General features: G+C 48.9%; 14 protein-coding genes and 1 pseudogene. 5 read left to right on the top strand and 10 right to left on the bottom strand.

Annotated elements, in window-relative coordinates; translation table 11 throughout:
- Window positions 1-86 precede the first annotated feature (86 nt).
- Together H6F72_RS25060 and H6F72_RS25055 are read left to right on the top strand one after the other, a co-directional pair.
- Entirely contained in the window at window positions 87-1,019 is a 933-nt protein-coding gene (locus tag H6F72_RS25060) for an alpha/beta hydrolase (RefSeq protein WP_190442047.1), read from the top strand.
- A gap of 153 nt (window positions 1,020-1,172) precedes the next feature.
- A complete protein-coding gene (locus tag H6F72_RS25055) occupies window positions 1,173-5,525 on the top strand; it encodes a DUF4347 domain-containing protein (protein WP_190442045.1) in 4,353 nt (1,450 codons plus the stop codon).
- Between the two features lie 138 nt (window positions 5,526-5,663).
- On the opposite strand, the gene H6F72_RS25050 is transcribed toward H6F72_RS25055, so the two are convergent.
- The 6 genes from H6F72_RS25050 to H6F72_RS25025 form a co-directional block, all read right to left on the bottom strand.
- A complete protein-coding gene (locus H6F72_RS25050; protein ID WP_190442041.1) occupies window positions 5,664-6,053 on the bottom strand; it encodes a hypothetical protein in 390 nt (129 codons plus the stop codon).
- Between the two features lie 436 nt (window positions 6,054-6,489).
- Entirely contained in the window at window positions 6,490-7,290 is an 801-nt protein-coding gene (locus H6F72_RS25045; RefSeq protein WP_190442039.1) for a class I SAM-dependent methyltransferase, read from the bottom strand.
- A gap of 144 nt (window positions 7,291-7,434) precedes the next feature.
- Entirely contained in the window at window positions 7,435-8,094 is a 660-nt protein-coding gene (locus tag H6F72_RS25040) for a DUF924 family protein (protein ID WP_190442037.1), read from the bottom strand.
- 176 nt (window positions 8,095-8,270) lie between these two features.
- Window positions 8,271-8,777 (bottom strand): GNAT family N-acetyltransferase, encoded by a 507-nt coding sequence (locus H6F72_RS25035; RefSeq protein WP_190442035.1) that lies wholly within the window; start codon window positions 8,775-8,777, stop codon window positions 8,271-8,273.
- A 252-nt stretch (window positions 8,778-9,029) separates the two neighbouring features.
- Complete coding sequence (locus tag H6F72_RS25030; protein WP_190442032.1) at window positions 9,030-9,596, bottom strand: site-specific integrase; 567 nt, start codon at window positions 9,594-9,596, stop codon at window positions 9,030-9,032.
- A gap of 97 nt (window positions 9,597-9,693) precedes the next feature.
- Window positions 9,694-10,281, bottom strand: coding sequence for a DUF6714 family protein (locus H6F72_RS25025; protein ID WP_190442031.1), 588 nt, complete (start codon window positions 10,279-10,281; stop codon window positions 9,694-9,696).
- Between the two features lie 101 nt (window positions 10,282-10,382).
- On the opposite strand from H6F72_RS25025, the gene H6F72_RS31235 reads away from it, so the two are divergent.
- Window positions 10,383-10,739: a Nif11-like leader peptide family natural product precursor gene (locus H6F72_RS31235; protein ID WP_370527561.1), complete on the top strand. Its 357-nt coding sequence runs from the start codon at window positions 10,383-10,385 to the stop codon at window positions 10,737-10,739.
- Window positions 10,740-11,528: 789 nt separating this feature from the next.
- A pseudogene (locus tag H6F72_RS25010) lies at window positions 11,529-11,960 on the top strand (IS21 family transposase); the annotation flags it as partial.
- 114 nt (window positions 11,961-12,074) lie between these two features.
- On the opposite strand, the gene istB reads toward H6F72_RS25010, so the two are convergent.
- The 4 genes from istB to H6F72_RS24990 form a co-directional block, all read right to left on the bottom strand.
- Entirely contained in the window at window positions 12,075-12,809 is a 735-nt protein-coding gene (gene istB, locus H6F72_RS25005; RefSeq protein WP_304940959.1) for an IS21-like element helper ATPase IstB, read from the bottom strand.
- 1,857 nt (window positions 12,810-14,666) lie between these two features.
- Window positions 14,667-17,918 (bottom strand): pre-peptidase C-terminal domain-containing protein, encoded by a 3,252-nt coding sequence (locus H6F72_RS25000; RefSeq protein ID WP_190442027.1) that lies wholly within the window; start codon window positions 17,916-17,918, stop codon window positions 14,667-14,669.
- An 886-nt stretch (window positions 17,919-18,804) separates the two neighbouring features.
- Window positions 18,805-19,551 (bottom strand): ParB/RepB/Spo0J family partition protein, encoded by a 747-nt coding sequence (locus H6F72_RS24995; protein WP_190442025.1) that lies wholly within the window; start codon window positions 19,549-19,551, stop codon window positions 18,805-18,807.
- Complete coding sequence (locus H6F72_RS24990) at window positions 19,541-19,750, bottom strand: hypothetical protein (protein WP_190442023.1); 210 nt, start codon at window positions 19,748-19,750, stop codon at window positions 19,541-19,543. The genes H6F72_RS24995 and H6F72_RS24990 overlap by 11 nt, the downstream gene beginning before the upstream one ends.
- Before the next feature lie 227 nt (window positions 19,751-19,977).
- Between H6F72_RS24990 and H6F72_RS24985 the strand changes: the two genes are divergently transcribed.
- The coding region (locus H6F72_RS24985; RefSeq protein ID WP_304940961.1) for an IS1 family transposase at window positions 19,978-20,101 on the top strand (124 nt) is incomplete at its 3' end.

The following is a 20,101-nucleotide window of genomic DNA, read 5'->3' as shown; positions in this document are numbered from 1 at the left end:
GATGCTGGAAAGAAATTGACGGGGCGATCGGAGTCATTTGCTGCCACTTGTTTGGGTCGTTATCCTTTCAGGAGGCTTCAGTGGGAATGAAAGCAACAGGTTCTGATTCAATCAATCGTAAGCCTCCAAATTATCTTGCCCTCAAGTTAGCTGCTGGTATTTCAGCCCTGTTGGTGGTTGGGTATTTGGGCATCTCTGCCTATGCAGGACATACGCTTTCCACCCCAAAACAGAGCTTTGACCCGCTTCAAGCATCAGTTTTTGTGGTTCCGCCTCAAGAAGTTGAATTTCGGACATCCGACAATTTAGAAATCAAGGGCTGGTTCATTCCTGCCAAAACGACTGACAAGGTATTGATTTTAGTGCATGGCTTGAATTCCAGTCGTACTCTTGAGTTGGCTGGAAAGTTTCCGGAATTTGGTTCAGCGATGAATCAAAAAGGCTTCTCCATTCTCATGATCGATTTGCGAGGACATGGGCAGAGTACTCCGTCTCGCTTTACTTTTGGCATTACCGAAAGGCGGGATGTGATTGCCGCCGCAGATTGGCTCAAGACAAAGGGTTTTAAGCCCCAAAAGATTGGAGTCTTAGGAGTTTCAATGGGGTCTGCTGCTGTCATTGGAGCCGCCGCCAATGACCCTGATATTGGAGCCGTCGTCACTGATAGTGGCTACGCCGAGGTTTATCCAGTGATTCAGCAACATTGGCACTCAGCTTCGGGCCTACCTGAGATCTTTTTACCTTCTACTATGCTGTTTGGACATTTGTGGACTGGTCATGACCCGATCTCTTCTAAGCCTGTGCAGGAAATAGGTCGCATTTCTCCTCGACCAGTTTTGATTATTCACAGCGCGATCGATCCTTACACACCTGTAGACAATGCTCGCCAACTCAAAGCAGCGTATCCTTTAGCTGAATATTGGGAAACCCAGGCGAAAACACATCCTGAGAGTTACAACACCAATCCAAAGATTTACGTTGACAAGGTTGCTGATTTTTACAATCGAAGCTTAAAGTAGAGCCACGTAACAATAGTAACAACAGTGTGCAAAGTCTCTTTGAAAACCCGAGACTGCCTAACCGTGGTCAGGTCAAGGGTAGGAGACAGCTTTGGTCAGAAAACTCGTCTTTGAGAACTGCTAATTCTCTTTTTATCAGTGTGAGAATCACTTATGTCTCCTACTTTGCACCAGTCTCAATTTACTTCTCACTACCTCAGTACTCCAACTAGGGTGACCCGTGAGATTGTCTTTATTGACTCGGCAGTGACAGATTACCTGGACTTGGTGGCTGGAGTGCGATCGCCTGTTGAGGTCGTTGTGCTGGATGCAGCACGAGATGGAATTGAGCAAATCAGTGAGACCTTGTCCCAGTGCTCTGATTTAACGGCTGTACATATCGTGTCTCATGGAGCATCTGGACGGATACAGTTAGGTGCTACTGAGCTGAGCTGGGAAACGCTGAGTTACTATTCTGGACAAATTCAAGCTTGGGCAAAGGCGCTGACAGAGACAGCAGAGTTACTGATTTATGGATGTAAAGTAGCTCAGGGACATAGAGGCTGGGACTTGCTCAATCGGCTACATCACCTAACGGGTGCGAATGTAGTTGCTTCAGCAGTGATAACGGGTAGTGCGGCTCAGGGCGGGAACTGGGACTTGGGCGCTATGACAGCACCGAGGGTCGCTGATTTAGCATTTGAACCTACAGTGCTTGAGCAGTATGCTGCGACTTTAAGCTATGACCTAGTTCAGTACAACATCAACACAGACACATTTGGCTCTGATCCCGCTGATTTTACCGATGTCAATGGCACGTTGTATTTTGTTGCCCAGTTTGTTGATGGCAGGGAACTGTGGAAGCTTGATCCGACTACAGGGCTCCCTATAGTCGCCGCTGATATCGTACCAGGCAGTGGTGGTTCCGATCCTCAGAGTTTAGTGAATGTGAATGGCACGCTCTATTTCAGTGCAAATACTATCCATAATGGCAGCGCTGAACTGTGGAAGATCGACCCCACCACAGGCAACCCAGTGCTGCTTGACATTGAACCAGGCAATGGCGGTTCCCACCCAAAGTATCTAGTGAACATGAACGGCACGCTCTACTTTAGTGCCCTAACTACTGACAACGGTTACGAACTGTGGAAGATTGACCCCAGCACGGGCAAGCCGGTGCAACTTGAAATTCAACCAGGCCGTGGATGGGCACACCCTGAGAATTTGACGAATGTGAACGGCACGCTCTACTTCAGTGCCGCCACTATCGACAATGGTTATGAACTGTGGAGGATCGACCCAGCTACAGGCAACCCAGTCCAAGTCAGCGATATCGTATTAGGCAGCGGCAGCTCCTTTCCAAAAAACCTCACAAATGTCAACGGTACGCTTTACTTTAGTGTCTTGGCTGCTAACAGTGGTAGAGAACTATGGAAGATCGACCCTAGCACGGGCAACCCAGTAAAACTCGATATTGGGCCAAGCAATGGCGTTTACAATCCCGAAAACTTGACGGATGTTGATGGTACGCTCTACTTCAGTAATGGTTCTAAACTATGGAAGATTGACCCAGCCACAGGCAATCCAGTCCAGGTCAGCGATATTTCATTGGGCAGCGGCTTTTCTGCGAACAGTCTAGCGAACGTCAACGGTACGCTCTACTTCAGCGCTTTCAGCATTAGTAGTGGTTATGAGCTGTGGAAGCTTGACCCCACTACAGACAATCCAGTCCAACTCAGGGATATTTCATTGGGCAGCAGCAGTGCCTACCCGACCGCTCTAACAAACATCAACGGTACGCTCTACTTCAGCGCCTTTAATAGTAGTAGTGGTCGCGAACTGTGGAAATTTGACTCCGCTACGGGCACTCTAGCGCAGCTTGAGATCCAACCAGGTATTGGCTGGTCGGATCCCGGTAATTTAACAAATATCAATGGAACGCTCTACCTGAGTGCTTACACTAGCAGTAGTGGCAGAGAATTATGGAAGATTGACCTAGCCACCGGGAGTCTATCTTCCGTAAATATTAATACTCACGATTCCAGTTCCTCTCCTGACAATTTAGTCAATGTCAACGGCGCGATCTACTTCAGTGCCGAGACCAACAGCTATGGTAGGGAACTGTGGAGAATTAACCCAGCTACAGGCAACCCAGTCCTAGTTGCTGATATTGAACCAGAGGTTGGTTCTTCCAATCCTAGGAGCTTAACGAATGTCAACGGCACGCTCTACTTCAGTGCTGAGACTGCCAGCTATGGTAGGGAACTATGGAAGGTAGATCCAGCCACAGGTAATCCTGTGCTGGTTGCTGATATTGCTCCGGAAGTTCATTCTTCTGATCCTTACAACTTAATCAGTGTCAACAGCACGCTCTACTTCAGTGCTTTCACTGCTGATGGTAGAGAACTGTGGAAGGTGGACCCAGCTACAGGCAATCCCGTCCAACTTGAACTCGAACTGGGGAGTGTCGGTTCACATCCAGAATACCTTACGGATGTTGGTGGTACGCTGTACTTCAGTGCTTACGCTAACGAAAATGGTAGGGAACTGTGGAAGGTTAACCCTGCTACAGGCAAGCCGGTGCTAGTCATTGATATCGCCCTAGGTGGGGAGAGTTCTAATCCTGATAATTTAACCAATGTCAACGGTACGCTCTACTTTAGTGCCTTCAATGACGGTCGGGGCGCTGAACTGTGGAAAGTTGATGCTGCTACAGGTACCGCTGTGCAAGTTACTAATGCCGTATCGAGCAATGACCGACATTCAAATTTGACGAATATCAACAACACGCTCTACTTCAGTGTTCGCACTCTTGATGGTTATGAGCAGTGGAAGGTTGACCCCTCGACAGGTAATTTGATTCTAGTTAACGAATTCACACAAACGAGTGGCTGGGTCAATCCTGACAATTTGACGAATATCAACGGCACACTCTACTTCCGCGTTTTTACTAACGTTGGTTCTGAATTGTGGAAGATTGACTCAACCACAGGCAACCCAGTCTTCAGCACTCAAATCCCACCGGACATTTCTTCTTCTGGATTGAAGCTGATGAACGTCAATGGTGCGCTGTACTTCACTGGTCACACTATCAGCGGTAGCCTTAACTTGTGGCGCATTAACCCTCAGGCGAACACACCAGAGTTAGTTACAGTTTTAAACTCTGGTGTAAGTGATTACTATGACCCAGTCATTCTCGGTTTTGAAAACGGCAAGCTTTACATTTCTGCTGACAATGGTATCAATGGCGTTGAGCTTTCAGTATTGGATCTGAATGAGGTAAACACGATCTGGGGAACCACTGCGGGCGATCGCCTCAGTGGGACGAATCAAGCTGACCACATACTAGGCCTAGCAGGCAATGATGAACTTAGAGGGCGCGGGGGTAGCGATCGCTTAGAAGGAGATGCTGGAGACGATACGCTCATTGGTGAGGATAATCTTCTCAGTGTCTTCACCTCCGCTGATCGAGTTCGTTTTCTAAGCAACACCCATCCTCCTCAAATTGAACTAACGAACTCCAACAACACTCACTCTCAAATATTGGATGAGGGTTACTACCTTTTCCACAATCCTGATGTTGCCGCTGCGGTTGCAGAAGGAGTCTTTCAGAGTGGGCTTGACCACTTCACTCAGTTTGGCCAGTTTGAGGGACGCAACCCCAGCGCTTTGTACAACGAAAGCTTCTATCTCGCTCAAAACTCGGATGTTGCTGCTGCGGTTGCAGGCGGAGTGTTTCGCAGCGGCTTCGAGCACTTCACTCAGTTTGGTCAATTTGAAGGACGTGATCCGAGTGCAGCATTTAGCAATAGCCTCTACCTCTCCCAAAATCTAGATGTTGCCGCTGCGGTTGCAGGTGGAGTGTTTCGGAGCGGCTTTGAACACTTCATCCACTTTGGCCAAAAGGAAGGTCGAGACGATAACTTACTTTTTAACGAACGCTTCTACCTCTCCCAAAACTCGGATGTCGCTTCTGCTGTCTCAGCAGGAGTATTCTTGAGTGGGTTTGAGCACTTCATCCACTTTGGCCAAAAGGAAGGCCGTGCTCCGAGTGAGCTATACAAGGAAAATGCTTACCTTGCTCAGAATCCTGATGTCGCAGCTGCCGTCTCAGCAGGAATGTTCCTGAGTGGGTTTGAGCACTTCGTTCAGTTTGGCCAGACAGAAGGCCGAAGCACCTTAGCTCCAGCTTATGACCAGTTTTACGGTGGGGATGGTGACGATATTTTGTACAGTGGGGCGGGTGGGGCGCTACTGAATGGTGGGGAAGGCAGCGATCGCTTTTGGATTGCAGACCAGCTTCTACCCAGAGCAGCCAGCACCGTTGCGGACTTTCAGGTAGGGATAGATGTACTTGCGATCACTGGACTGCCCGGAGTGATGGGAATTAGCAGCCTAAGTATTCGCCAGCAAGGTGCAGATACTTCTGTGAACGCCTTAGGTAGAGAGCTAGCAATTATAGTAGGCGTGCAAGCCAGCGACCTCACCAGTAACAGTTTTCTCTTTGCTTCCGAGCCGCTTGTTTGACACCTTTAATGTTGAAGGGACGAAGAGGGCGATCGCTGTGAGCCATAGCGAAAATATCTTAGCAAACATTACCGAAAATGAGTCAATTCGGCATTGTTTGAGGTGCGATCGCTTGAGGACTCAAGCGCTTGAAACGTATTACAAGAAGCACGCCATTGTTCGTTTTCGGCAATGTTTGTAAGAAACATATAACACCTCCTCGAAAACCGAGAAATCAAGAGGTGGGATCGCTGTATTTTGATCGCGCCTTTTCATGCCCCTAGGCTCATCTAGAGAATGTGTCCAATTTAGTCCTAGTGGAAACTCAGTATCATTATCCGCTAAAACTAAATTTTGAGAGCGCAGCGGATGAGGGAGGGGAAGTCGGTAGCGGGCATAGAAGGCGGAAGGGCGCTCTGGCCCCGCATGGCAGGTGACGTGAGAGGAGCGTCGGGTGATGTTAGATGCAGGGTGGGTCACACGAGTCTCTCCCTTAGCTTTGCCAAGCCCTTCATGACCTCTGCTCGGTTCTTGGCACTCTTCATCCACGTCGGCAACCTGCTCGCCAAGCTCTGATTGCTCCAGCCATACTCTTCGTCTCTACTCCTCTGGCGCAGGCCCGCGCTCACGTAGCTCTCTATGAAATTCAGATGCTCAACATTGTATGCCCACAGTATTTCACCGCGGCACGGTCGCTGCAACCAGAGCGGGAGATGGAAGTACCAGTCAACAGCCGCCCCGATTCATACCTGCCCCGGCTCATAATGCTCAAGAGTGGAGGAGTACATAACGCCGGAGCCGGCACACCTCCACTCTTGAGAGTGGCCACACTTCACACAAGTGAGGCTGACCTGTGAGTTTGCGCCCGACCCTCGGTGAATGACTGTGGCCTGGCGGGAGCATTCCGGGCACACAACCAAGAATGAACCCACGAAGTCCTCTACCCTGTCTCTATCATCTGTGAACCTGCGATTCATTCAACCTCTCAACCCCGGGCTGTTGCCACGTTCGCCCTAAGCTCAAAGGCAAGCCCTGCTTCATCGGTGTATGGCCGCGCCACTTCGACGCTGTCGCGAGCGATCGCCGCCATCACTCGCTCGCGCTCCGCTTCGCCCATTGCCTTGGCTGCATCGCTCATGCCGACCAGGGCGATCGCGTTCATGTGCACCCAGACAGTCCCGTCATCGAAACGGATAGTACGTGAGACCGTCTTTGATTGAACGTCGTGAAAGCCGACTTCTCGGAGCAGGGCCTTGAGCGGGGCAGTCTCTCCAAAACTGTGGCGGCGGTCGATGATAGGCCCGAGGTAGCGTTCCACGACATGACGGAGTTCCCGCAACAGCGGGAGTTCCTCGTCCGCTCGCCAAGCACTTACGGCTAATCTGCCGCCCGCCGCCAGTGCGCCTCGCATCTGCCGTGCCGCAGCAGTCTGGTTCGAGAAGAATTGAATTCCTTGCTGACAGACGACGACGTCAAACTGCTCGCGGTCGTGCAGTGGTAGGGCAGCAACATCGCCTTCGCGCCAATCGACACCTGGGGCCACTTGACGTGCGACTGCGAGCATTGCCGGATTTAAGTCAACACCGGCTACCCTGGCGCTCTCGCCCAAGCGTTCCTTCGCTAGCCGCGCGAGGATGCCGGTTCCACAAGCCACATCCAGAACGCAGTCTCCGGCGGTAAGCTCTACGTCGTCGAGGAGGCGTTCAGCCCAAGGACGAAACAGAGGGCCCACGAGCGCCTGCTCATACATCTCGGGAAAACTTAACCCAGCGAAGGGAAGCGTCATATCAACCTCCAACAAGCTCAGGCACGCAGTCTAACGTTGCTCATCACATACCGCACATAATTTGTGAGTCATAACCAATCCACTCTCGACGGTTGGTGTGCATGGACGTTGTTGAACTGGAATCGTAAAGATGAAAAACAGGGTTTAGTTCGCTCGAGTCTCAGAAAGAGATTGCGATAGGTGGGACGGCATTGAGCGCGTATGGACAAGCTGCCCACTTGCCAGATACTCCAGTTCTTCCGGGGTTGATTGGCGTCCTAGAGCTTTATTGCGATGAGGATGACGACCGAAGCGAGTCAGTATATCTCGATGTCGGCGGGCTTGTGCTGCGGAGAACTCTAGTAAGGCGCGATACTCCTGCGGTGATTCCTGCACAAGGTCGTCTGCAAGTTCAATGGCCAGTTCTAAGTTTGTAAGGTTCTCAGAATGCCCCAGCGGTAGGAAGAAAAAAGTCCTCTCCCAAGGGGTTTTCAGAGACGCGTAGTGTCCGGCGTTGATGCCTTCGAGCGTCAGCATGCAAGCCTTCGAGTCCTGCGCAAATGCTAGTGCTGTGTCCTGATAGATGGAGCGTGAGAACTGGTCAAGGACGAGAATTAGCGCCAGCCGCGATTGGGGTTGACGAGACCAAGCATCTAGTTCACCCCGTATGGCTTGTTCTAACAGGGGTGAAAAATGCTCGATTATTTCAGCGTTCCCCCCGCCGCGAAACCACCATTCCCACTGCCGAACCATTGCTGGCTGATCGGTCTTTGGCTGGACTGGAAACCAAAAGCGAAGCACGTCTTCGTATTTTTCGGTTGCCAAGGTAAACTCTCCTTAGCTCTGCCATAAAACTCGATTATCAAGCATCGTTTTGCCTGTCTAAATCACCTGATTGGGTACTTCGTGGAAAATGTACCGGTCTAACAGTGAAGTTGTGCGGCAGCAGATCACCTCGAAAGCCCACCAATAATCACCGTTCCGTCCGCACCACCGCAGTGTCAGGCATCTTCACTGAAACTGTAGACCATAAGATAACAACGGCCATATCCAGGAGGGCTGTATTCCCGCAGAACGCGAAAGCCAACTTTGGTGAAGGCGCGCTGTGCGGACAGATTCTGCACCCTTGTAGTTAGACCAACCAACGGGACATCTCGCCTCTGGCGAAGCTGCGACAACAATATCAGGAGTGCTTTCGGTCCGATCCCACGACCAACAAACTCCAGCTCACCAATGAGAATATCTACGTCAACCGATCCTGCAGGAATTTCGTGAAGACCCACTGAATCCAAAATTTCACGCGACACAGTCTGCCATCGAACGTAGCCAACTGTCTGACCTCCAACTACGATCAGTGCCCGATCACCGCCAGGTGGCGGATTGGCTGCCCACTCAACATGGTCTTCAGGGTCAGCATACCAGGCAGCGACATGAGGAGCCACTAGCCAACCTCTTAGTAGCGTGACCTCAGTGCTGGAGAACGGAATTAACGTGACCTCGGCTTCCATGGTGACCTGCAAGTTTCTTCGGGCTAGTCTCCCAAGTCGGACATTAGTCCGAAAAATTTTCCGTATAACACCCCTAATTTTGAGAATTAGCCTGAATTCTTCAGCGTTTCTTCGCTCTGGTTTCGCCTTTTATTCTGCCTAAGATCCCAGAAATGGGATTAGACGGAATCTACGGTGCTGGCATGGAGACACGACTTCGAAACTTATTAGATTCAGTCTAAGAGATTTACTGATTCACTAAGCGTCGATACTTCAAAAACTTAAAGCCGCGATCGCCCCTTCCAATTGCAGCTCAGAAACCTCCAAATACCGTTGAAGTGCCTGCAAACTACGATGCCCTGATATCTCCTGAATCACCCGCAGCGGTATCCCTGCACTGCTCATTTGGGTCAGAGCAGTTCGTCTAAAGCTGTGCGTACTAACTCCCATCAGCCCCAAGCGATCGCACGTCTCCCTGAGAATTTCATCGGCTGACTTCGGGTTGATGTGTCCGCGCCCGTGCCGTCCCGGAAAGAGATATTGCTTGCCCACTCCCGCCCGATATGTTTCCAGGTATCCTTTTAGAACCGAATTGACCGGAATCTGGCGCGTCTCCTGCTTTCCCTTAGTGTTGGCCTTACGCAGATTAATCTTCATTCTGACCCCAGCTGCATCATAAGCATCTGTGGTAAGCATCGAGCAGGCTTCACTGATGCGGCACCCTGTGTAGAGACAGATGCCAAAGAGGGCACGATCGCGATCGCCTTCCAATGCCTCAAACAATTTTGCAATTTCGTCGGATGTTAAAACTTTGGCTTGGCCATGTCCATCTACCTTCATCTCACCAACCTCATTCTTGGTCTTTAGACTAAAGCGGCTCCTCGATGGTTATTGCAACAGGGACCGTTCCGCCCGCCCGGTCCGTTGCAGTGCGTGGTTATCCCGCACTGGCTTCCGCGCGCCCCGACCAGTAATTTGCGATCGCCTGATCAATCTCGTCGCGTTGAAACTCGTCGGTCTCGCGCTTCAGCTCCAAATAGCTCACGATCGCGCGCGCCTGTTCACGATCGAACACTGCGAACCTGTGTCCCTGCTCGTCGAACCACGTCCGTTCTCCGTAACGGCGCGGGTTAACGCGGTTGCCTCTTGTCTCGTCCGTCAGGCCGTGGGTCAGGTGGAAAACGGGGTCGTGCATGTCCAGCTTGCCGTCAATATCCGTGATCAGGTACGCCGGCAGATAGAACCGAAAAGCTTCGTCTGAGAAGAAGCTGAGGGCAGACCCATATCCGTCCGGCGCGCGATCAATGAAAGCTGGGTCGAGCGCTTGCCAATCGGTCTTGCCTTTGAACTCCTGCTCAAGCAGGAATGGCTCGTCACCTTCGTTGCTGCCGCGTAGGCACCAATCGCCCGGGAACTCGACGCTCGCGAACGCCGAGCGGATCTGCAATTTGACGGCTTCCGAGTTGGGCATGGGCTTTGTGGGATAACGTTGTAGTTGAACGGCGGCAATCAATTTTCGCATCATAGCCAATCGCCCTTATTCCGCCGTTCCAACGCAGGGTTAGACGGCATCCTCGTCAACCCATGCCAGGGCAAAGGAACCAATGACCAGTACCAAAATTACGAATGGGAGAATATCAGGTTTCTGAGGGTGGCGCGATAATCATCTTTCCCCCGAATCTTGATACCCTTGTGCTGCTAGTCTTAAAGAATATACTGCTGTTTTTCTTTATATTACGAGTAGCTAGCGAGGATCAAATTTTAAATATGGCTTTTGAGCAAATCGAAGCATTTTTAAAGAAGATGCAGTCTGACCCTGAACTTAAAAGCGAGGTGCTCGCAGCATCAACCGCAGATGATATTGCGCGAATAGCACTAAAGCTTGGTTTTGAATTTTCAGGTGATGAATTATTGAGAATGTCAGGTAAGAAAGTTGGCAGCGTTACTGTTAGAAAAACTGATCTTCCTGGAGAGTACAACTAGGGGTCACGCGAGAATTTGTAAAAAATCGTACGCTAAGGAATCTCATCCCCAATCAAAGCACCATGATGATTGGTATTACCCTTTCAACATCAGGGAAATAGTACGCTGTGGTTGTAGTTTTAGTTCTTGAAAACGGTTGTAACTGGGAAGACTTGCCTTCATACTTGCCTCCCTACTCAACTGTCTACTGGCACGTGCATTCAGTGGCGAAGTGCCTGCGGTGGCTCGATGGGTGATAGAACGCTCCAATGCTTGGATGGAGCGTTGTAAAAGTCTAGTAAAGAGCTTTGAGCGAACTCTGTCTCATGCAACATAAGATTAACCTCTGCTGTGTCAGGCTAGTGCTCAAGCGGCTTGCAGCCTCTCCTTGAGATCTCAAATGGGTTCTATAGAGGCAGATGCCAAAGAGGGCGCGATCGCCTTCCAGTGCCTCAAACAATTTTGCAATTTCGCCGGGGGTTAATACCTTGGCTTGGCCGTGGCCGTCTACCTTCATTCCACCCACCTCGTTTTTACCTGAATTAATTCTATTTTCTTCAGGTAGAAGGCGCAAAGCATTGCTACGCCGTTGTTACATCCAAATGAGAAGACAGAGTTAATCCCAGCTTATCAATCGCTTCCCTTTCAAAAGAGCTGTAACCCTGATTCTGTCGTTAATTGATAAGTTTTACTTAATTCCTTGGTCCCATATTAGACGACACTGATATAGACGAGGTCACGACAACCTCACGACTCGGTGACCCGTCTTTCGATAAAAAAGGCACTAGCCCTCTCAAGCGAGACAGACTAGTGCCGACAAAAGCAATTCACTTATACCAAAAAAGAGCTTATATGAACGCTCGCAACCTCGGCTTGAGCCAAGCCGAGGTTGCTTCTATTGCCGAGATCTCACCCCGAACTGGGCAACGCATTGATGCCGGCACCCATCGTCCTAATCGCGGTAGTGTGCGTGAATCATCTCAGACGCGAGACCCCTTAGCCGGTGTGTGGGAACGGGAACTCGAGCCAATGCTCAGGCGAGAACCGCGACTCAAACCCATGACCTTGTTCGAGTATTTGCAGGACACCTATCCGGGCGAATATCCTCAGGTGTTGCGAACCCTACAGAGACGAGTGCAAACCTGGAAAGCCCTGCACGGACCCGCACCAGAGGTAATGTTTGAGTTACGGCATGAGCCAGGGATGATGGGCTTATCCGACTTTACCGAGATCAAAGGTGTCTGTTAGATGTCAACTACATAGGCCCTTTTTGAATGAAATTTCTCCCAAACAAGGAAGCAGATCAAGATAAGAAAACAGAAGTAGATCGCGAGACGAGAGAAATGACAACTACAGTCAGATTTTAGGAGACTGAGAACGGGCTAAAGCAGCCTGCTTGCGGAAACTCTCTGCTTGCAATTCGATAATTGTCGCGTGATGCACCAAGCGATCAATGGCAGCGACCGTCATCATGGAATCAGAGAAGATGCTATCCCACTGACTGAAGGGCTGATTGGCCGTAATCAGCAAGCTCCTACGCTCATAGCGGTGGGCAATGAGTTCAAACAACACTGACGTTTCCATTTCTGTCTTTTTGACATAGCCCAAGTCATCAATAATGAGTAACTCATAGCGGTCGAGCTTACTGAGCACAGTCGCTAGTTGGAGTTGCAACTTGGCCTGCTGCAACTGTTGCACGAGGGTGGAAGCCGGGAGAAACTTGACCCGTTTGCCGAAAGAGACCATCGCTTGGCCGACCGATGCACTGAGATGGGTCTTTTCGACACCAGAAGGTCCAAACAACAGCAGATTCTCAGCCCGATTCAGCCAAGTGCTGTCCTCGATGAAGGGCATCAACACAGTAGGCTTGAGGCTGGGTAGATGGGCAAACTCAAAGTTGGTCCAGGACTTTCCGTAAGGCAAGTGCGCCTCGCTCAGCGCGCGAGTGATCCGAGCTTGGTCGCGGCGGTTGGCTTCGCCCTCGGCTAGGGCCAGGAGGAACTGAGCATAGGACCAGTGCTTTTGAGTTGCCCTCTGTTCTATGGCTGGCCACTCGGCGAGGAAGTGGCTCAGCTTGAGGCGTTTGAGCATTAGGTTCAGGCTCTGGTAAGAGGTCGGTTGGGGCAGAGGAGAGGAGTTGGTCATAGGAGGATAGGCAGTGTTGGACGGACTGAACCGAGGAGAGCATAGGAGAGTCTAGTAGGGTTTGAAACTGTTGCTGTAAATTCGCCAAACTCAGCTGTCCTTCCCGGAGTTGAGCTTGGACAAAGGCGGCGACTGCCGCTTCTTTGTCATGAGTGGCAGCCAGATAAAGGGCTTCAACGATTAGACGAGCCGCCTGATCCGGTTCAAAGGTTTCTTTGAGCTGCTGCCACAGGGTTCGCCACTCGTCATTGGGCAACAACTCCTGCTGCCACTGACAGTACAAGAAGGCTCTGGGCTTACGACGGAGACTATCAATCACATGACGATAGTTGACGCAGCGGGCTCGGCGGATCTTCTCGTGACCCGCCACATGGACTCGGGGTAACTCCAGCACTGGAGTCGTGCCGATGAAGCCGAGGAGACGGTCATGGTAGAGATGCAAGGTGAGGCGCTGCCCGACCAAGCGCGAAGGCACCGTGTAGAGGATGCAGCGAACGCTGAGGGTGCTGTGGCAACTGACCCGAGCGCTGAGGACTTCGTAGTCTGGGTAGCGGTAGCGAGGCAAGGGTTGGAGAAAAGGTTGTTCTTCAGCGAACTTCTGAGCCTGCTTGGCATTGAGCGTGGCGATGACCTGCTCGATGAAAGCTTGATAAGCCGCAACGGAGGCAAACTCAAAGCTGCCCCGACGGTAGAGAGCTTGGCACAAGCGACGCTTGAAATGACCATGAGATGCCTCTATCGAACCATTCTCATGGGCGACTCCGAGGTTGTTGCGCGTCGGTTGCAAGCGATAGTGAGCACAAACCTCTTCATACATCCGGGTGAGCTTGGGGTTGCGCCCACCCGTATTGCGATAAGCGGCACTGAGACTATCGGTGCGATGAGTCTGAGGAGCACCGTCACAAGCAGCCAGAGCATTTTGCAAGCCATTGGACAAACCGACAAAGCTCTCTCCGCCTTGAACAACCTGTACGTATTGCCAACCGCTAAAGGCGAGGCGGTAGTGGTACAACAGATGCGCGAAGGGATGACCTTTCACAGTAATGGTGACACCCTTGAGCTGAGTGAAGTCAGACAGCCCCATCTCAGCGGTCGGTGCTCGCCTTTATCGATGCGACGAGCGGTGCGCACAGAAATGCCCGCCTTCGCAGCAGCTGTGGTTTGAGCACAGCCGGACTCTTTAGCTTTCATGTAGAGTTGAGGTTGTTGAAATTTAATTGGACCCGGCACTAGGCGTCTCTATAGCTATTAGTAGACAGTCCTAGTGTCTTTTCTTTAAGGGGCTTGTTTGACGCGATCTCAGTTTAGAGGTGGAAATAACAAGCGATCTCAGAGCGGTCTATGTGGTTGTCATCCGGGCCTATTTGGCGTAAAGGTAGCGAAGCTGCATCCAAACGCCACGCAACCTCTGAGATGCTTGGATAGTAAGTGATCCAGCTAAAAAAACTGAAAAATTTCAACTTGCCCGTAAATAGCTATTTTTCGGGATGTTTTAGCTAAATCACAAAATTTTTTCTGAAATCCTTATCTAGCAGGAGTTTCAAGCATCATGTAGCGTTTGGATGCAGCTTCGTTACCTTTACGCCTTTAAGCTTTCAGCAATCATCTTACTTTGGCGACTAATAGCTTGAACTGTCTCACTTACGATACAAAATGGGACAGTTAAATTCATTAAGCATTAAATCAAACTAATTGCTAGAAGCCTCACTGGATAAGACTTCTAGCAATTAGCGAGCAAAATTTCTCAAATGCTATACAAGGGCAGAATTGATTTTGGTGAACTCATTTAGGTTGCTAGTCACATTATCCAATATTGATCCAGCCAGGTTCACTCCAACCCGTTGCTACCCAGTTTGGGTCTCCCCATCCTGCCCTGTTGTCCTCTGCACGGATTCTGGCTTCCCAACCAGATGACTTATTTCCCCAAGGTTTATATGCTGAAGCTTTCATATCTTCCAAACCAAAGTATTGGCTGACAGATCCATTTTTGTCCTTCAACATATTTGTCCAGAGAATTTTTGCTCCTCCATGCCCTTCGTTAGCATTTGCAAAGGGAAGGTCTAGTACAAACGATTCATCAGCTGTGAGGCTAGCGTTACCACTATCAGTTGCGTTGTTGTTCCAGAATGCCCAAGACCAATTGGAATACCGACTGAAACTCACTTGGGAGTGATCATACCCCCCAAAGGTAGTTGTAGCTGGATTTAAGGCTACAAGATTGTTGATTCCTCCAAGTCGTTCAGAAATTTCATAGGAAACATAAGCGCCTAGGCTATGACCTACAAGATTAATATTGGATGCTGAAATTCCCCAAGACCTAATCGTATTTACAGCAACTTCTGCCACAGTATCAATCCATGTCGCAGCAGCGTTCAAAGCAGCTTTTCCTGTTCTTGCTGCATCCCAATCAACCGTCAAAACTTGGTAGTCACCTCCTCCCGAATGCCCGTCATACTCTTCAATTGCACCTGCTAGTTCCCGAAAGTCGTTTGCTTGACCGTCCCATCCATGAATGACTAACCAAGTCGGTTTATTTTCGATAAAGCCGGGACTATTAACACGTTCAACAGTCACATGACGTTGTTCTCCTCCATTGGTTGTACCTATGCTTGTTTGATACCAGTCGGGAATTCCTCCTCCCAAATTAAGCGTATAGGCGGTTTCACCAGAATAGCGATAAACTCGCGCGTAGTAAGTTCCTGATCCCAAATTGTTTAAATTAATGAATTCCGTAGTGGTTCCACCGGATCTGGAGCTACCAATGACAGCCCCAGCATTATTTAAGACTTCGAGATCAGCATCAGCGCTTAATCCGGTTAAGTTCAGGCGTAAATTACTGATGTGGCTCAGATCAAAGCGATAGTAGTCATTGGTATCCGAAGTTCCTACCTGATCGGTAAAGGTGCGACTACCATATAAGGCACCAATGTTTTGAGCAGTGTTCACTGTACCATCTAGATCAACAGGCGTTGCTGAAAGACTGAGGTTGTAGTTGGTGTTGCCATTAAACTGAAAAACTTGGACATAGTAAGTACCAGCATTCAGTTGACGCACAATATTTTCGTCATTAGTAGCACTGTTAGCAGAACCTTGTAAAGTATTGCCATTGGCATCCAACAAATGTATGTCTGCATCCGCAGATAGTCCATTCAAGTTCAAGTTAAAGTTGCTGGTACTGCTGAGGTTAAAACGGTAGTAGTCATTGGTGTCTAAAGAACCAACCCAATCTTGATAGGTGTTCGTATTTGTAGCAACATTAATTACCCTGGCATCAGCAAGAGTATTGCCTGAATAATCAGGTGGAGTAAGAGGTATAGAACTGAAGTTTAATGCAGCTGCACCGCCTCTCTCGTAGTATTCAATTTCAACATTGAAAGTGCCGCCATTACCAGCATTAAAGGTTCCGGTGTTTAGAACGAAAGGCTGATCAACAAGACGATCAATAACTGTTTGTCCACCTACCCTTACCCTGACACCATCATCTGCCTGCACACCGATTTCTTGTAGACCTGCACCAAAAGAAACTTGCCCAAAGATACGAGCAGAAAAATTGTCCGTATCTACCCAGCTTGACGGGGAACCAGTTCCCCAATTGCGATCAAATCCTGTATTAGTACGTCCAAAGCTCTGTGCAAAAACAGGAGAGCCTGTACGGTCAGTATTGTTGAAGTATTGAGTGACCCAAAACTGAGATCTCGCCTCCTGGCTTAACGAAATACCTTCATAAAGTCCGCGTAACGTTGCGCCGCTTGAAAGGAGGTTTGTATGGTACTGTAACCCATCAGGTTCAGCATCACGCAGCAAAATGTTGCGGTAAGCAGTATTGATATTATTTCTGGCTTCTGGACTATTTGCAAAGGCAGTTCGCACCTGGGAAAGTGTTATTCCAGAGGCCATTTGTCCCACCCAGTACTGCAACCCCTCTGCATCCGGTTCACGATTGTGAATATCTTGATAAAGTTGACGGATCAACGCCTCATTGTCGTTTGGAGCGCTTCCCAGATAAATAAATTTAGCAGTATTGAATGCACTGGTTCCTGAACTGATAGTACGAGAGTTAAAAGACATTTGGGCACTACCCCAGTTCGCTTCAGAAACTACGAAGGAACCATCACTGTTTACCCTTTCAACGAAAGCGACATGCCCAACACTACCTGCACCCCCCTGGTTAGCATCCCATACAACAAAACTATTTTCTCTTGCCTGTATACTCCAAGAACCTGCTTGATCGTCCCAAACTCCAGCATTGCCTGAAATCTTTCCACCAATACCGCTATACTGCTGAATTAAACCTTTTTCTAGAGCACGACCAAAAGCAAAATCTGTACACCAAAGGTATGTTCCACCTGTGTCATTTGCTGCTACAAACTTGTTGGAATCTCTGCTATAACTAGCAGAATTAAAATTAATTCCAAAATCAGATGGAGAAGCTAATTCTACAGCAGTGAGTTGACCATTTAGGGTAATAAACCCGTGGTCAACTTCAGCCTTAAGTGGCACCAGTTCACCGGCAGAAATGTCCTGACCGCGAACGAGACGAGAGAAGATATCACCTTCATCACCGGAAGAGTCGATCTTGTTGAGACGGGAGTCTACAAAGTGTCCGACTTCTTCTAAAACAGTGCCCGTAATAGCATCTAGATTGCTGGCATTTTGGATGAGAAAGTCTGCGGACAGGTAAATTCTGTTCGTCTCGACGGCAAAAGCTCCATTTGCTCCAGCAATGTCTGTTCCTGAAATAATCTCGATTTGGGGAAGTTGGCTGAAGTCTTGATCTGTCCAGCTTTGAGCAAAGTCGATCGCCCGCCTCACATCAAAAATGCCACCAAATGCGATATCAAGTACATTCGAGAAGTTAGCACTGGTTGCAAAGGATTGCAGGTAAGCTGCTGCCTCTTGTATTGCCTGATCCAGACTATTTAGGCTGCTGTGTCCGTCCAACCGAATTGTGTTTTGTACGGAAGTATCTAGGGGTGAAGCGGCATGAGGAAAAAAATTCAGAGCAGTTGTAGTAGTTAATTCACGATTGGCAGAGAGAGGGGTGTTGAAATCCATAAATTTTACAGCTTAAAGAATGAGGGAATGAGCACATAACAATGTGAACCAGAGGTACCAAACTCGCTGCTGTTCCTATTGAGCAATAAGTGTGGATAAGAAGTTATATGGATTGCGGAAGAGGCTGTGGAGGCTAAGGTGAATGTCCTCATTCATTTTTTATAACCTGACACAGACTGATTTCCATGTATTTCTCCTCTAGCTTGTTAATAAATTTAACTTCAGGTTTAGCATTGGTGAATCTAGGCACTGGTTCTCTAAATCGTGATGGCTATATATCCCAGCATCAGTATAGTTCTGTCCATGCACTTGTGCCGTATAGCTAACATACTTATTCCCACGTTTATCTTTGAAATAGAGCTGAGTATCTTTAGGAACAAATGCTCGAACCCATCTAGCTTGGAATTGTCTAGATGCTCGCATCTCAAGAGATAGCGTTACAGTCTTTCCTTGATAAGTAACGTTTTGAGATCTAGAGGCTAAAGTGGTGGCATTTTTCCACATCCTAGCTTTATTAGATCACCAATATTCTGAGCATTAGCATAATCTATTCGAATAAAAGTGACTGCTGAGAGAAATGCAAGTACATATAGAGCCGCTGTTTTTTTATTTTTTAATACTCTCTGAACTATCAAATTTTCTACTAAGTATTAGTAGCTCTAGGTAGCTACTAATACTTAGTAGAAAATCCCAAAAATTTCCTCCTCTACAAAAGAAAGGCTGATTTAGGTTGTATTCAGCTTATTTAATTCTCAACTTAATATGAATAAATAGGTCGTTAATCCCGACCTACAGAATTCCGTATTGTCTTAAAAATAATAGAGCCAGTATCCCCTTGTTGGAGTGATTTTAATCACCATAGATAAAATGAGAAGCTTAAGTACATTTAGCTGTTCTTAACCGCCTTGTCTATCAATGTGAGCAAACTAGGCAATTTTTTGCTTAACTGCCTTTCTACTGCTGTAGTCTCCTCATTTTCTACAGCAGCTATCCACTGCTCCAGAGCTACTTTTGCCCGTCGCAGAGCAGTTTTTTCCTCAGTTAAATAACGCCGTACACTTCTCAGGCTTTTACCAATGATGATCTCCAAGGCTGGTCTAAGACGCTTTTCATCCTTACTTCGTCTACCTGGGGTGTCTGCATAGCCAGCAGAACGAGGGCGATCGGCTAATGCCCGAACCTCAGCAGGGTTATAGTCTCGGCGCTTTTCGTTCTCGCTGATCTCAACTTGAAGCGCTTTTTCTGGATCGTCATCAGCGTTGAAAGCCAGCATTCGCACTGGAACAATATCGTCTGGAAAATTCTGCTGATAAGCCTTTGACTGGCTTTCCTTGACGTGAAAGATAGCTGCTTTACGATGACCACCAGCCAGCAAACGCCCCTGGTTATCTACAACCAAAGGCTCTAGTAACCCAAGTACAGCAATCGATTCAGCTAGCTGTTCAACATGGTCCTGGCGTAGCTGCCGAGTATCGGAGGCGCGATCTTGAATTTGCTCAAGAGACAGGGCAGTACGCTGCGCTCGCTCACGCTCAACTTGCTCAGAAACCTGCACATCTTGCCCATGCAGCCGTATAGCAGCATCTTGAGCAGCACCCCACACATCTGTCTTGGCCTTTTTTCTAGGAGGCATCGGTGCCCTCCAAAACCTTAGTTGGATCAATAATCCACTGAGCCAATAACGATAGCTCAGATGCTCCACGACTAGCAGCTGCAAGTGAGAGGGTGGTGTCTTGATGGATGGTAAAACGCGGAGTATCGGGATACCGCTGAGCGAGCTGAGGAGCAAACTGCTTATCGAGCGATCGCCGCGCATCGATCTGAGAGAGCACAAATGCCCAACGCTGGGGACCACGCCATCCCTTCCTACGGTAACTTTCTAAAATCTCGATAACCCTTGCTGCCCGCATTACTGCTAGTGGATGCAGGGTGGTTTCAAAGTGGTTAGAGGAAAATGAGGATGGACTGATCCTATCGATTCAACTATCAGTCCATGTCCCTCATAGCTCAATTAAGGCGTTGCACAATAGTAATATGATGCAGCGTTGAGGGTCTCCTGATGCAATGTCCAGACTGTCAATCCACTCACGTCGTCAAAAACGGTCGCCGTCAACAGCAGCAGAACTACTTGTGCCGTCAGTGCTCTCGTCAGTTCCTGGATGCTTACCAGCCCAAAGGCTATC

The organism is Trichocoleus sp. FACHB-46 (assembly GCF_014695385.1).
Taxonomy (GTDB): Bacteria; Cyanobacteriota; Cyanobacteriia; order FACHB-46; family FACHB-46; genus Trichocoleus.
Note: the sequence above shows the minus strand (reverse complement) of the source record. Positions and strands in the feature narration are given on the sequence as shown.